9 protein-coding genes and 3 pseudogenes are annotated in these 15,605 nt (G+C 45.2%); 8 read left to right on the forward strand and 4 right to left on the reverse strand.

Features of this window, described 5'->3' with window-relative positions; all coding sequences use genetic code 11:
* Positions 1 to 92 precede the first annotated feature (92 nt).
* The gene (locus ACJJI4_RS01575; protein WP_444912191.1) at positions 93 to 2,144 is read right to left on the reverse strand and encodes an amidohydrolase family protein; all 2,052 of its coding nucleotides are present in this window, start codon (positions 2,142 to 2,144) and stop codon (positions 93 to 95) included.
* Positions 2,145 to 2,349: 205 nt separating this feature from the next.
* Positions 2,350 to 3,651 (reverse strand): Xaa-Pro dipeptidase, encoded by a 1,302-nt coding sequence (gene pepQ / locus ACJJI4_RS01580; protein WP_444926826.1) that lies wholly within the window; start codon positions 3,649 to 3,651, stop codon positions 2,350 to 2,352.
* A gap of 83 nt (positions 3,652 to 3,734) precedes the next feature.
* Between pepQ and purU the strand changes: the two genes are divergently transcribed.
* From purU to ACJJI4_RS01605, 5 genes are all read left to right on the forward strand, one after another.
* A complete protein-coding gene (purU, locus tag ACJJI4_RS01585; RefSeq protein WP_444926827.1) occupies positions 3,735 to 4,574 on the forward strand; it encodes a formyltetrahydrofolate deformylase in 840 nt (279 codons plus the stop codon).
* Positions 4,575 to 4,644: 70 nt separating this feature from the next.
* Positions 4,645 to 5,061 carry a hypothetical protein gene (locus tag ACJJI4_RS01590; protein WP_444914595.1) on the forward strand — a complete coding sequence of 139 codons (417 nt, stop codon included), beginning with the start codon at positions 4,645 to 4,647 and terminating at the stop codon, positions 5,059 to 5,061.
* A gap of 76 nt (positions 5,062 to 5,137) precedes the next feature.
* Positions 5,138 to 5,869, forward strand: a complete 732-nt coding sequence (locus ACJJI4_RS01595; protein WP_413664535.1) for an AraC family transcriptional regulator — start codon at positions 5,138 to 5,140, stop codon at positions 5,867 to 5,869.
* 380 nt (positions 5,870 to 6,249) lie between these two features.
* Positions 6,250 to 9,057 (forward strand): TonB-dependent receptor, encoded by a 2,808-nt coding sequence (locus ACJJI4_RS01600; protein WP_444926828.1) that lies wholly within the window; start codon positions 6,250 to 6,252, stop codon positions 9,055 to 9,057.
* 53 nt (positions 9,058 to 9,110) lie between these two features.
* On the forward strand, positions 9,111 to 10,490 hold the full coding sequence (locus ACJJI4_RS01605) for a glycosyl hydrolase family 18 protein (RefSeq protein WP_444926829.1): 1,380 nt from the start codon (positions 9,111 to 9,113) through the stop codon (positions 10,488 to 10,490).
* 138 nt (positions 10,491 to 10,628) lie between these two features.
* Here ACJJI4_RS01605 and ACJJI4_RS01610 read toward each other — a convergent pair whose 3' ends face one another.
* Positions 10,629 to 11,048 carry a zinc-ribbon domain-containing protein gene (locus ACJJI4_RS01610; RefSeq protein ID WP_444926830.1) on the reverse strand — a complete coding sequence of 140 codons (420 nt, stop codon included), beginning with the start codon at positions 11,046 to 11,048 and terminating at the stop codon, positions 10,629 to 10,631.
* 194 nt (positions 11,049 to 11,242) lie between these two features.
* Positions 11,243 to 12,436, reverse strand: coding sequence for an alginate O-acetyltransferase AlgX-related protein (locus ACJJI4_RS01615; protein WP_444926831.1), 1,194 nt, complete (start codon positions 12,434 to 12,436; stop codon positions 11,243 to 11,245).
* Positions 12,437 to 12,615: 179 nt separating this feature from the next.
* On the opposite strand from ACJJI4_RS01615, the pseudogene ACJJI4_RS01620 reads away from it, so the two are divergent.
* The 3 pseudogenes from ACJJI4_RS01620 to ACJJI4_RS01630 all read left to right on the forward strand — a co-directional run.
* A pseudogene (locus ACJJI4_RS01620) lies at positions 12,616 to 12,789 on the forward strand (transposase family protein); the annotation flags it as partial.
* Between the two features lie 109 nt (positions 12,790 to 12,898).
* Positions 12,899 to 13,813, forward strand: a pseudogene (locus tag ACJJI4_RS01625) (IS30 family transposase).
* Positions 13,814 to 14,566, forward strand: a pseudogene (locus ACJJI4_RS01630) (IS1595 family transposase); the annotation flags it as partial. It abuts the pseudogene before it with no gap.
* Between the last annotated feature and the right edge of the window lie 1,039 nt (positions 14,567 to 15,605).

A 15,605-nucleotide genomic window follows, 5' to 3' on the forward strand; every position in this document is an offset into this window, starting at 1 on the left:
AATTTATAAATAAAAAAACCGGCAATCATTTGGATTGCCGGTTTTTCTTTTCAGTTTTTCCCGCTTCTGTTTTTTCCGCTTCTGTTTTTTGCTTACTCGGACTTGGTGGCTACTGTAGTAGTGTTATTTAATTCAAATGGCACTGAAGGGTGGAAAGGTTTAATACCCAAGGCCGTGTAAAGCTCATCCGGGCGATACATATTTTGTCCCTCGAGCACCAGTGCAGTGCGACGTAACGCAGTGATATCCTCAAGGGGATTTCCCTCCAGTAAAACCAGGTCTGCATTTTTACCCACCGCAATACTGCCAGTGTACTCGTCGGCCCCCATAACTTGTGCCGGTACCAGGGTGGCCGTGCGCAGCACATCAATATTGGGAATACCGGCTTTGGCATAGAGCTCCAGTTCACGTAACAGGGTAAATCCGGGGATGCCATCGGAGCCCGCGACCATAGTGACCTTGTGCTCGTGTAGCTTGAGCATCATGGCCAGCAGGGCTTCCGCTGAAAGGTCGTAGTCATCCCGGTGTTCCGGCTTCACATCCAGTTCGGCCCCAACAAAGGCGCGCTGGATATTGACTGGAAGGTGGTCGGTAATATCGGCAAATTCAGGATCTACTTTGCCCGGCTGGCGCAGTAACATCGAACTGAATACGGTGGTGGTTGCGTCTACGACAGTGCCTTTCTTGGCTAGCTTATCCAGGAAAGCAGCCACTTCTTTGCTATCCAGATCCAGCTCGTGGGCGTGCTCTCCGATTTCTGTAAAGCGCAGTCTTTTACGGGTATCTATCTTGCCCATAAAATTCAGAAACAGCATATTGATATGCTGAATTTCATCAAAGCCCGCGTCCACTGCCTCTTCGGCGGTCATAAATGCAGGAATATGACCGGACAAACGCATACCATTTTCGTGGATATGCTTGGCTAACGGAGCGATCCACTCGGGCTCCATCGAGCTGTAAGTTTTAATTTGCTGATAGCCGCGATCGGCATACCACTCGACAATATCCTTGGCTTCTTCCAGGCTGTCCGCAGTCTTGCCCATTCGCATGGCATTTTCGCTTTCCCGGTCCATAAAGCCCGCACGGAAAAGGTCGCCGCCAATGATTTGCTCTGACTCAAACATGCCTTCAATACGCATGATACTTTCATGGGTATTACCGATGTCGCGAACATTGACAATGCCAGCGGCCATATTCAGAACACCATCGGTAGGGGATAAGTGGGCGTGCATATCCCAGAGGCCGGGGATCAACGTATGGTTACGGGCATCAATGGTGGTTGCCCCGTTGGCTTTGATCGGTTTTTTACTGATTTTTGCGATCTTTCCATCTTTGATCAGCACATGCTGCTTTTTCTGCAGTTTGCCAGATTCAACATCAACCAGGTTGACGTTGCTGATCAGGATGGGTTGGGTTGATGTGTGGGTATGTTTCTTGGCAATACTTTGCAGGTACTGGTCTGCGGCTGCGACTTGCCGGGTTTTCAGTTCTTCGAGGTGAGATTTATCCCAGCCTTTGCGCAGGATGGCGAACCATCCCCCCTCATCGGAGGCAAATAAATCCCCATTGTCATCATACCAGGCGAGATCTGGGGTAAAGCCCAGGCCGCTTACGCCGTAAAGGTGGACCGTTTTCTTTTTCTCGCCTTGTTGCAGGGTCACTTTATCAAGCTTATGGAGGCGTGCTTTTCCTTGCGGCAGTAAATCAATATTTTGATCTGCATCGGCAATCAGTGCTTTTACCAATTGCGTCTGTACGGCAAGGGTACTGTTCTTGGGAATATAAAATTGGGCTTCGGAAGTTTTTGCACTGCCATGTTCATCGGAACCTTTCCAGCGAGAGACACCATTTTCCTGGGAAAATTCTTCGCTGACTGGAGCACCAAATGGGCTGATCCCTTCAATGGATAATTTCTCGGGCATTGCCGCCTCACCGATAGTGAAGCTCTCCTTGAGGTTTAGGCGACGGTTATTCCAGCCGAGCTTTAATTCACCAGATACCTTTGTTCCATCCTGATGAATAACTTCAGAGCCAGCAATGCCCTCTTTATCGTAAAAAATATACTCGATTGATTTTGCATAAGCGCTATTGGCTGCGGCTAGTACTGTGGCTGCGATAAGCGTTGCCAGTGTTTTTTTTCTCATGAACAGTCCCTTTTCTTGTTGTAATACCGGTGATGGACTTTGGCTTCTTTTCGGTGAGGGGGCAAGCAGCTTAGGGGCGCAAGCGGCGAGAGGAAAAGCGGGAGCGGTAGGGCGTTCTTTAATGTTTTAACTTTCGGAGTAAGGTAAAGGTATTGCGAGAGCGCTTACTTGTAAGCACTCTCACAATATTGCGTTACTCTATGAACTAAGGGGTGCGAGAAAGGTTTTCGTTGCCGGCTGCGTGTACGACAATATTGTCTTCAATACGCACGCCGCCGTAGGGGCGGAAGCTGTCGACCTTATCCCAGTTAACCTCGGCAGCGAGGTCTGAGTCTTTTAGCTCTCCCAATAGGCTATCGATAAAGTAGAGTCCAGGTTCGATGGTAAATACCTGGTTCTCCTCGATAGTTCGGCTGGTACGCAGGAATGGGTACTTGGCCGGTGGGGGTGTCGTGCCTCCATCGGGGCCGGTCTGGTGACCGCCGACATCGTGTACCTGGAGGCCGAGGAAGTGACCCAAGCCGTGTGGCAGGAAGGGGCGAGTTAATCCGGATTCCACGGCATTCTCGGCAGAGGTTTTGATTATGCCAAATTGGGCCAACAGCTCGCCCACGTTTAAGTGGCACTGGCGATGTAGTTCTGGGTAAGGCAGGCCAGGTTTGAGGCCGTCTACCAGCTGCAACTGCTTTTCATCCATGGCCGTTACCAGCTCTGCGAACTCATTATCGGCATAGGCGTAGGTGCGAGTGATATCAGAGCAGTAGCCATTGCAGTCAGCACCCGCATCGATCAGGAAGCTTTTCAGCTGCGGCTCAGGCAGCCGCTCAGTAGACAGGTGGGTGTAGTGCAGGATTGCGGCGTGTTCATTCAGGGCAACAATGTTGCCGTAGGGCATACGGTTCTCGCCCTGGCCAGCAGCGCCCAGGTAGGCTTGATTGATCTCAAATTCACTGGCGCCACTGCGGAAAGCCTGTTCGGCGGCGCGGTGCCCATTGACCGCAATACGGTTCGCCTCACGCAGGCAGGCGACCTCATAAGGCGTTTTATAAGCGCGGGCCCAGTGCAAGCGGTTGATCAGAAGCTCCGGATTTTCCTCCCCCAGTGACCAGCCTTGCAGCTTGTCGCTCTCACCGATAAAAGCGGCATTCTCTGGGCTCAGGAACGCCTGGGCATCGGCCGGCTTGCTCAGTAGCTCGATATCGTAGAAATCGCTCCAGAAGGTCTGGGGTGCCGGCGGTACATAGTGCCAAAAGTCTACTGGGCGGTAGAACAAAAGCTTTGGCTTTTGTCCACGCTGATAGATAACCCAGCTGTGGGGGTTGTCGGCAATGGGAACCAGTGCCTTAAAGTGGGGATTCACCTTAAACGGGTAATAGTTATCGTCCAGGAACTGCACCCTGGGAGCGCCACTGAATACGTTGAGGGTATCAAACCCGCTCTGCTCGAGGATTTCGTCGTAGCGGCGGCACAGGGTGGCCATATGATCGGCGTAAAGGTTTTTATCCATGTTCTCCCCGGAATGGATCGCTGAATCGTAAAGTCGGCATAGTGTATAGTCTGGACTCTGGATATTTGGCCTGAAATTTGACCATGGAAAAGAAGATACTGCTGACCGACTGCCCCGATGATAAGGGCCTGATCGCAAAGATTACCAATATTTGCTACAAGCACCAGCTGAATATCATCAAAAATGATGAGTTCGTGGACCGGGTTGAGGGGCGCTTCTTTATGCGCACTGCACTGGAGGGTATCTTTAACGATGCCACCTTCCTGGAAGATCTGGATATGACACTGCCCCAGGGCGCAGAGCGTCGCTTGGTATCCATAGAGCGGAAGAAACGCCTGGTGCTGATGGTTACCCGCGAGCCCCACTGCCTGGGGGATATCCTGATGAAGTGCTATTCCGGCGCTATGGATGTGGAGATCGCGGCTGTTATCGGCAATCACCCGGATCTGGAGGGGCTGGTACAGAAGTTTGATATTCCTTTCCACTGTATTTCTGCTGAGGGGATGGGGCGCGGGGCCCACGAGCAGCAAGTGGCCACCTTAGTGGATGAGTACAACCCTGATTATTTGGTGCTGGCCAAGTATATGCGCGTGCTAACCCCTGATTTTGTTGCTCGCTATAGCGGGCGCATTATCAACATCCACCATTCTTTCCTTCCTGCATTTATCGGAGCCAAGCCCTATCAGCAGGCCTACGAGCGTGGAGTAAAAATTATTGGAGCCACAGCGCACTTTGTTACCGATGATCTGGATGAAGGGCCGATCATTGAACAGGATGTAATACATGTGGATCATGCCTATTCTGCAGAAACCATGGCGGATGCAGGTAGGGATGTCGAAAAATTGGTTTTGACTCGAGCGCTGCAACTAGTTTTGCAGGAGCGAGTGTTTATACACGGAAATAAAACAGTGGTATTTAAATAGAAACGCAGTAAACAATACTAACTTTGCGCTCGATGTAGTAAAGCAGGTTAGTGTTTAGAGAGGATTTTGAGTGAATAATAAAAATATTAGCAGTTTTCAGGCCCGTTTATTTATTGCCGCTGGCCTAGCGTTACCTATTTTTCTCAGTGCCTGTTCCAGTAACAAGCCGATTCCCGGAATGAAAGAGTCGTTTGTAACTGAGATTGCTCAAAATGGAGCTAAGCGTTTTACATTTACTCTTGAGAAGGATCGGCAGGATCTTCCTCCCCCAGTTTCAAACCAGCCTAGTTCTCAACGTCGAATGCAGCGGGATACTATCGGTTTGGGAGGCCGTTCAAGTGACCGTGTAGAGCGTTATTTAGATTGGGCTCTCGAACAAAAGATGTTGGAAACCGGTTTCTGTGAGCGTGGCTATTTTGAAATTGAACGGGTTATTTCCGCGTATGGTGGTGAGGTGCGGGGAGAGTGCCGAGAAGGCGCTTTTTAGTGCCTTTTCTGCTTGCTGGATCTGTACAGTAATAAAAAAGGCAGGGACTCTTTACCAGCTATTATAGATAATAATAATGAAGTCTGAATCAATATTGGAAATGGTGTCTACCCAGCAGATTATTGCGGTTTTTGATTTAATATCAGATATTATTTTTTGGGTAAAAGATGATTCTGGTTACGTAGTACATTGTAACCGAGAGTTTATTGAGCATGTTGGATGCAGGTCCCTTAATCAGGTTGTGGGCCGCTCTGATATGGATTTTTCCCCCTCTTATCTCGCAAAAAACTATATGCGTGATGACCAAAGAGTGATGGAGGGCGAAACGATTACAGATCGACTGGAGTTGAATATAGGGAAAAGTGGAGAGTTGGTTTGGTTTACGACATCCAAGCGCCCACTAAAGAATTCCACTGGAAAAATTATTGGTACCTATGGCGTAGCTCGCGACCTTAATGAAACGGTCAAAACGCTCTCCAGAATGGATAAGCTGAAAAAGCCTGTTGAATATATTAAAAATAATTACAGTCAGCCGATTACTGTCGAACAGCTAGCAGAGGTAGCCAGTTTGTCTGTTAGCGCCCTTGAGAGGCGATTTAAAAAGTATTTGGAGAAAACTCCAATGCAGTTTGTCAGAGAGGTTAGGTTAGAGAACTCCCGTCGTATGCTGGTGGACACTCAGCGGCCAATTTCTGAAATCGCATACCGTGTCGGATTTCCATCTCACAGTTACTTCAGTAGACATTTCAAGACCATGTTTGGGCAGCTTCCCGCTATTTATAGAGAAGAAGTTCAGTCTCAACTTTGAATGCGATAGGCCATTCCTGAACTACTTAGAGATGGATAATCAATAGAAGTTTTTTGTTGAAATGGTTTGGTGCTGGCTTTCTTCTCTTTAAAAATAGTTTATCTATTTGTTGAATATCATGTAAATCCATAATCGAATTTTGGCCTTTCATACCTTCTTATACCTTTCCCTTAGTGTTCTCCAAAAATCCAAACGCCGATTTTGTTCTATTCCTGTCTCAGTTTCTATTACCCCCTTATCCCGTTTTTTTCTTAGGGTTTTAGTGCTCAACAAGTGGACTGTCATTACGGGGTTTAGGGTCCCCTGACGGTTTCTCGCCCCTCTCCAATTTGGAGAGGGGCTCTTTTAAAAAACTTATAAGAAAAGAAAGTTGGGATACTATGAAAACAGTCAAGAATAATAGACGAACCATGGTCAAAATCTGGAGCCGAGAGATTAAGCAGAAATCGCTAGTCTCCGCTATTTCATTAGCCATTAGTAGCGTGGCGATTGCTGATGATATCTCTGAGAAAGACAAACCGATGGATCATATTGAGGTAATCGGAATTCTTGAGAGTAATACCAGAAACCTGGAAATTAAGCGGGATTCTAATGCTATTGTAGACGCGATAACCGCCGAGGATGTGGGCAAGTTCCCGGATAAGAATGTTGCAGACTCTCTTCAGCGCGTGCCAGGGATCACAATTACACGCAGTGGTGGAGAGGGTAGTCGAGTCAGTATTCGTGGCACCAGTGCCGAGTGGACCTTGACTCAGTTAAATGGAAACTACATTGCAACCTCTGATGGAGAAGCGCCATCTCGAAGCTTTAATTACACTTTGCTGCCATCCAACATGATTAGCAAAGTAGAAGTTTACAAAAGCCCGGAAGCTAGAATTGATGAAGGAGGAATTGGCGGAACGGTTATTCTACACAGTCGTAAGCCTCTGGAAATGGATTCTGGTGAGGGTGTTATAACTACTGAAACCACTTACTCAGATACTAATGAGCAGTGGGAACCTCAATATAGTGCTTTTTACTCCTGGAAAAATGAGAGTGAAACCTTCGGTATCCTGGCTGGCTATACCAAGCAGGACAGAACCGTAACCTCAATTGAAAACTACGCGAGTCATTGGCGATTCCATTCAGATACGGTTGAAGGTGCTGAGCGTCCGGCAATTGTTGACCAGGAAACTGGTGAAGTTTACAACAATGTTTGGGCGCCCAGAGCTATGGGTATTGGTAATCATGAGCAGGATAGGGCCAGGGATGGTTATCAAATTACCACTCAATGGCGGCCAACTGAGCGCTTGGAATTTGCTCTGAACTATTTCGGTTCCCAGTTGGGATACGATACCCGTAGTCAGAATCTCACCTTAGCAGAATGGAATGATAACCATAACCCCTACTTTGGCGTTGAGCTGGAAGGGGATACCGTAGTTACCTATGGCAACGGTGATAACGGTTTGCTAAATGCTGATAACTGGGGTGATGCTGATGTCAATGGTGGTGTTGAGGTAGAGCGAGGTTTAATGTCTCCGCAATTGACCGGGCAGGATAGCTACGGTGAATCAGAATCTCATACATTCGACCTCGAAATTCTGTATGAAGGTGATTCTTACACAGCAGCAGTGAATATTGGGCGCAGCTCTGCAAAAGGAGGTGTCTCCGAAAGAATCATGGCAAATATGGATGCACGTTATGGTTCCGTAAATAGTTGGCTGTGGTCTATTGCCGACGGGGAACCTAGCTACGAAATCTCTACAGATCTCACCTCGGATCAGGAGGCCTATCCATACTATGACTGGTTTAGTTCTGACGCTACCCAAAATCGGGATAGGGAAGATTATTATCAGCTTGACCTGGGATTTGATACCAATTGGGGAATAGTTAACAAAATCTATGTCGGTACTAAATACCGAGATCATGAAGCCAAGTCCCTAAGAGATACTTTCCTGTGGGATGACGGTATTTCGGATAACGGTGGTTATCGTGGGTGGTTGTCGGGTACCGAATGGTTCCACAACCCGGATTTTCATCCAGACACTTCAATCTTACTTGGCGGCAGCGTAATCGATAATAGCGCAGGCGATACCGGGGCTATTAACTATCTGCCTTTTGATATAGATGCGCTTAAAGCCTACGTTAGTGATAATTTTACTCGGACTGTAGTTCCTGTCTTATCCGGTACCTATACCATCGAGGAAAAAATATTTTCACTTTACGCACAGGCAGATTTTGAATGGGAAGCCTTCCGGGGTAACTTTGGTGTCCGCTATGTTAATACCGACTTAACTACCTCGACGTACGATGACATCATTGGTCAAGAGACAGATATCACCAATGCAAATAATCGAAGTGCTGACAGTGAAAACTTCCTACCAAGTTTGAATATTGCCTGGGATCTAACTGATGACCTTGTAATACGATTTGCTGCAGCAAAAACCATGTCTCGAGTTAGTTATGCTGATTTGGGGCAGGCTGAGTCTTATGGCCCCCCTGTAAATATTAACTCGCCGGATTCTTGGACCGGCCGTGGGACTGGCACTTCAGCAAATACTGGGCTAGAAGCGATGCTCTCCAATCAATTCGACCTGGGAATTGAATGGTATTACTTTGATGCTTCCGCACTTGGGGCAACATTATTTAGTAAGGATATCAGCAACCTTCCTATAACCACAACTGAAGTTGTATTACGTGAGCACAATTGCTGCAATGGACCCATTGAAGTCGACATGACCACAAAAACGGGTGGTGCTGAGGCAACTTCAAGAGGCGTTGAGCTGTTTGCACAACACGCGTTCGAAAGTGGTTTTGGTGTAATGGCAAATTATACCTACACCGACACCAGTACTTCAGGGGTGTTTGTTAATGGTGAAGAAACTGAGGCAGAAATTCCTGGAACGGCTAAGCACCAGTACAATCTTTCCGGTTATTATGAAAATGATTTGTACAGTGTGCGAGCATCTTATAACTGGAAAGATGATCGAGCTGGGGGGCTTCACCAAGGGTATAATTTATACGATAAAGCTTATGGGCAGCTTGATCTTAATGTCAGCTTTACCTTCAATGAAAACCTCAATTTCACGGCATCTATCATTAATTTAACGGAGGAAAAGGCAGAGGGGTTCTGGAAGCAGGAAAACAGAATGACTTATTATAATTACTCTGGGCGCAGACTATATATTGGTGCAAACTATAAATTCTAATACCTCGTTGATCGTAGTATTGGGTGTAGAGTGTAAGCTCTACACCATTTTTTTTGATTATCGATATTAGATTACAGAATTTACATAACTACATAATAAAAATGAGCATAAATATGAAACAATCGACACGTAGAGCAGTGCAGGCTGCTTGTGCCACCATTTTATTTCAGACTGGTGCATACGCAGATATTGAAGTGGTTAATTCGGTTGACTGTCCCTCGGACACTACAGCAGTAAGCTATTCTGAAGCGCTTAATTATCCTAATGAATTTTGTGATCTTCTCAGTAATGGTGATTTGGTTGGTTTATCAGACGGGTCCTCAATAGAACATCTGGGAAATAATTGCCAATTGACGAGTAATGAAAGTCGCCAATTATCCATGACATTGTGTAAATCCGAACCTTCAGCGCCTCAAGTTGTTAGTGGAAGCAGCTGTGCATCTGATGCAAGCCCGGTCACCTATCTTGAGGCTCAAATCTATAAGGATGAGCTGTGTTCCGTCCTGGGGGACTGGGAAATTGCAAATCTTGCCGATAATGCCTCCATGGATGGCAGCGGGTATGGGTGTGGTTCACGTAAGAATGAAATCCGTGAGCTGGGCTCAACTCTGTGTAAATCTGATACTCCTCAGGAAAGTGTGTTAGCTCCTAAAGTTGCTTACGTAGAAGTTAATAGTAATAACCTGGGCAATGCGGGCTGCTTTACAGAGAGCGATGGCAGCCAGTTGTTTGATATAGCTGTGATCTTCGCGGCAAATATTAATTACGATGGTCAGAAAGCTGTACTGCATTTTAATGACCAAGTGTCAGACTTGCTCAATAACAATTTGAGTACAGTACAAGACTTGCAAGACAAGGGTACGAAAGTGGTGCTCAGCGTTCTCGGAAATCACCAAAATGCAGGTTGGTCTTGTTTTGCCGATGAGCAATCCGCTGATGACTTTGCTCAGCAGTTGAAAGATGCAGTGGATCAATATGGTCTGGATGGTATTGATATTGATGATGAGTACTCACAGTGCGGCCAAACCTATTCTGACTCCCTGGTAAAAGTGACTAGTGCATTGCGAGAGAAAATGCCGAATAAAATCATTTCTAAAGCGCTCTGGAGTGATGCCGATGCTTTTCAGGCTGAATGGAATGGCAAGAAACTGGGCGATCAACTAACTTATGGCTGGGAGATGAGCTATTGGTTGGGCTCAAGTTGTACTTCAAGAATCCAGAAGTATATCAATCTGGGTGTTGATAAGTCTAAGCTGGGTGTTGGCGCTTCTACTGTGTTGAATAGTGCTTCTGCAGCGAGCGCTTTAGCATCATGTAATGAGAATAATAACCTTGGTGGCGGTACTATGATATTTAATGTGACTAAAGATTCTAGCAGTTACCTTTCTACAATATGGCCAGGTACTTCAGCACTTCCTAATTGCCTAAAGTAGTTCAAAAATATTGATAGTTGTGATTAATTAATTTTTTTTAGTAAATCTATTTCGGAGTGGATTGTAAACACTCCGAAATACAATCCTTATACTCGTTTCCTAAGGCGCGATTTCTGGTTCTTACTGGATGCACCTGTATTATTCTTTAATAAAGCCCTTTTTAAAGAAGGCCTCATTGGGGTGTGGCTTTTTCTTTGCCATTGCTTCCATATGAGCTTTCTGTTCTGCTTTCGCTTGGTTTCTCTTTTTCCTACAGGGACGACAGCGAATCGCAGAAGTCTCAAAGTCTCCTTTGGCGATTTCATACCACCATTTTTGTTGCTTTGCCGTCCATACTTCATCTGAGCCACAATCTTTACATTGAAATTCTCGATCCAAGTAGTAGAGAGGAATGTCAAGGTAGTAAGAGTGGTGCACAATTGTTGCTCTATCTACCGCAATAGCCCAGTCGGGAATGGGGCCACTGAACTGATCAAGGATCTTGCCTCTATTTAACTTCTCTATTCTTTTTCTTCGAGCTTGCTTAATTTCGGTTCTTCTTTGTTTGCCGCTTTTCATTGGGTGTTCCTTACCATTGATTGAGAGGGAAAATGGGGGGCTTTGAAAGTGGTCGAAATTTAATTAGGCCCAATAAAAACGAAAAAAGCGGGCCTTAAGCCCGCTGCCAATCCGTTAAAAGTAATTAATGAGCTCACTTATGAGCTGTTATTGATTGTCAGGAAAATCCTCACGGCTCCTTATTTTTAAGTTTTTTATGGGTTAAGTAACAATATATATTCCTGTAATTTTCTGCGTATAAATATACCACTTGGCCGAGCTTTGTGAGCAATAGACATAAGCCGATAGGCTTCTTCCATGTCCGTTTTTTCCAGGGATGTGGCAGTATCTCTAATCCTGTCTATTAATATATTGTTGTTTTCGCATAACTGGAGTAAATGATTATTTTCTAGGTTGAGTAGGGTTTTCTTGTGGGAGATTCTTAAAGTCTCTTTCCACTCTAAGTAGCTTATGGAGTTTCTACCAGAGAAAATATTCTGGAACGCAGAGAGAGTATGTTCATCTAATTTCCTGGATTCAAAACGAGAGTGGATGTAATTAATAAAGAAGGGCACATCATTTTCTGCATTTGGAGTGTTTACTAGATATCGCTCTGCATTTCCAGTTAAAATTAAATCAGGGGAAAGAGAGCTTGCTACATCTGGAAGTATATATGGTGATCTTAAATAGATTATTTCTTCAAATATATGAGATAGCCATTTCAAGCAACTTTGAAAATAACTGTCGCCAAATAGTAATATACGTTTTTTAATGGGGGCTGTTTGGTTTATTGTTAGAAATATCCCCCCTGTGTTTCCCTGCAGAGCCTTTGATAGGTTAAATCGGTCTAATTCTGGTTTTATTTCGGTGAAGCAATCAAATGAAAGAAGGTCTATAGGTGCGTCTCCTCGCATTTTCCCTAGGTCCCCCCTGTTTTGCTCGATTTTTGTTTTGTAGGTGAACTTATGCAGGTCGATACCGAGACCGTGGAGTACTTCTTGCATAATCTTATATTGGCCCAAGAAAGAGCAGTGGGAATCATTTTTGAAGTAATCGATTGGCTCAACGATATTTCCGGGGTAGTAAACAGATTTTCGAGTGTGCTTTTTTCCATAGATTGGGGTTATTTTTAGACCTTCCTGAAGAAATATATCCTGGTAGGCAATGGCTTTGGCGGGAAAGATAACATGTCGATAAGGTATGTTTCTCTTGTAACAGTAGTCTCTGTTTCTATCTATATTTAGGTTGAAGTTGTTTATAGTTTTATCGCTAAGTGTTCGCTCGCCTAGAAGATATGCAAATTGATTTTGGGATTTACCTTTCTGTCGTAAGAAAAGTGTACCATCGTCCAGGTTGAAAGTTCCATTCTTAAGATTGAATCTTCGATCTAATTTATCAAGTGGTTTCATTTTTGCTCCATATAGGCTTAATTCACAGTTGAGTTATTTTAAAATGAATTTATTAGATTAGCGATAGTAAAATTTATCATGCTTTAGCTTTCATTGTTTTAGCTAATTTCCATCCTTGTTAATTCATATAAATCTGTATGTAAATACAGTTGTTTGGTCGATTCATAAGGGAATAGATCATGGCTCGTAATAAGGTGCAGTTCCAGAAAGGCATTAGTTTGACTCAATTCCTCCAAGAATGTGATACCGATGAGCAGTGTTTCGAGGCTCTCTGCCAGTGGTGTTGGCCAAAAGGGTTTTCTTGTCCTCACTGTGGGTATGACAAGTATTGTGATATATCTAACCGAAAGCTCACATAATGTAATCCCTAGATTCCCACAATAACCGACATGCATTGCGATAGCGAAGGAGGCCAGCTGGCTGTAGGCTAGTCAGCTCCCACACAAACAAGCCATGAATTTCATGGGAACCTATATCAACCAGCTTACCCTGAAAGAACGATACCAGATCGAAGTCCTCAATGGACAGGGCTATTCGGCTCGAGCCATTGCACTACAGCTCAATCGCTTTCATCCTTACTGTACTGAAAGCGTTCATCGTCAGGTGCTGCAGAGGCGATATGGGGCCCGTAAGTACACCTAGTTTGATTTCGTCATGAAGGTGCAAATCGACCATCAGCTAAAAAATGCTAGCCCCGAACAAGTTGCTGGTCGGATGAAACTTGAGAAATGTGAGAGAACGGTCTGTTGTTCTACTATTTATCGCTGGATAGCTTAGCTTGGTTGGAGGCTGCGGCTTCCACGAAAAGACAAAGTCTACCGAAGGCGTACAGGCTCTGAAGCAGGGGCAAAGCTCATTCCGGAGCGTATTGATATTGAAGAATGGCCTACGATTGTTGATGGAAACACCGAGCTCGGCCACAGGGAGGGCGATACGGTTTATGGCCAGGATGGCTATCTTGTGACTTTAGTTGAGCGAGTCTTTAAGTTGTTGCTCACTCGTTGCGTGTCCAACAAGAGTAAGAAGACATTAAGTCGGGCAATTAAGAAGATGCTGAAGCCGTATCAGGCAATATGTAAAACGATAACCTTCGATAGCGGAGGGGAGTTTGCTGGTCATCAAGCGATTACACAGAAACTGGGGTGCAAAATATATTTTGCAAAGCCTTATCATTCTTGGGGGCGTGGATTAAACGAAAATACGAATGGTCTACTGAGACGTTTCTTCCCGAAGGGTATGAAGATTGGTAAGATACCCCAAAGCCGTATTGACGAAGCAGTGTTCCGAATAAACACTCGTCCAAGAAAGATTCTAAATTACTTGAGCCCACTAGAATTTCTAGCAGGCAGGCGTGTGTCACTTATGTTGGCAATCTAGGATCGATGTCGGCGTCAGACATCGATCACTTCCCGTATGATCTTCGATTCTACCAAGTTGCCCCTTGTTACTTGAGATTTTTTTTCGTCACCCAGGATAAGAAAGGCATCTCTTGTATAGAGTTGTTACGTCACTTGGGTATCTCATACAACGCAACTTGGCGCATGAAGCGCAAACTCATGCAGGTGATGATGGAGCAAGACCGCCAATATAAGCTGTTTGGCTTCGTTGAGCTGGATGATGTTTATTTCAGGGGGGGGGAGCGTACAGAATGCAAATCTGGCCGTGGAGCTAAAGTTAACCCCCTGTTGTGGCTGCGGTTGAAACCACCAAGGAAGGGCGATCAAGACGTATCAAGCTCCCTATTGTCAAGGGTTTCAGGAGCAGTGAGATTTCTGCATGGAGCAAAAAACACCTCTGTAACGGCAGCACAGTGATTTCTGGCGGTCTTGCGTGCTTCAATGCCGTTATAACTGCTGGATGTGCACATGACAAGATTGCTTGTGGTGGCGGTCGGAATTCTGTTGAGGGCCTGAATTTTATTGGGTGAATACGGTTCTCGGTGATTTATAGAGTGCAATACGTAGCACCTATAATGCAATTAAACCGAAGTAAGTACAGAGTTATTTGGCTGAATTCAATTACCGGTTTAATTGGAGATTCGATATGTCAGCACTTATTCCCCGACTTGTCTTTGTCTCACTTCGGACACCACCGATGCCAGAACGGTTGTTAAGAATTAGCTTAGCATAGGTGTTAATTAGCTTATTTTATGAGAGGGTAAGTTAATTTGTTACAACTGAGTTGTCAGATTAATTGTCTGGTTAGTTTTTGCTATGATTTAGTAAAGGTACGCAGGGGGGTAATGGGTATAAGTGGCTGGTATCTTAGGCTTGTAGCTGGTTCCTTATCGATAAGGTTAGCAGTCGGCCAAACTTAGCACTCTTGCCACCACGCCGCCGGGCATGCAGCAGCTGTGAGTCCAAGTACGCTCATTCCGTGCTTATGAGTCTGAAGGGTGGTGGACAGATAATTGTACTACCGAAGGTTTTGCCCTCGGTTTCGTAGGAATTTTTTAGCAGCGTCTCGATATGTTGTGGTCAATTCCAACCGAACACCTCATTAAGCACATTTCTCAAATTCGATAGGGGTTACATCCTCCAGCGTTGTATGTATTCTGCGTGTGTGGTAATAAGCGATATAGGCTCTTACATCGATTATCGCATTCTCCCTTGTTGTTATAGAGATTTTCTGTTAGCCACTCCCGTTTCAGGCTGCTAAAAACGTTCAGTCGGAGCGTTGTCCCAACAATTTTCTTAGCGGTTCATTGAGAATAACATCTCATGTCGCTTCAACAGTGCTTGGTAGGTATGGCTGGCATACTGGTTGCCTCGATCAGAGCGGTGAAAAGACCTTTTGGTGGCGTAGGCAAATTGACAGCTATTAGCAATGCACGGTTTTCCAAGGCCGTTTCCATCTGGCGATCTAGATGCAAACCAACAATCCGGTGTGAATAGAGACCAATCACTAGCGCCAAGTATAACCAGCCTTGCACAGTCCAGATATACGCAATATCAGTAGTTCAAACTTGATTTTTAACACTCAGTGATAATTCCCTATTCAGAAGGTTTTGCACAATCAGAAGTTGGTGTTTTGTTATCTGTCGTCAGTGTAAATCGCTTCTTGAATTCTACTGCCAAACCTAGCTTTTTCATGATACTGTGAACTCGATAGCGGACAATTGAAAGGGCTTCCATGTACCGATAGAAAGTGTCTCTGGATACACTCAGTA

This window comes from Microbulbifer maximicatervae (SeqCode) (genome assembly GCF_052467305.1).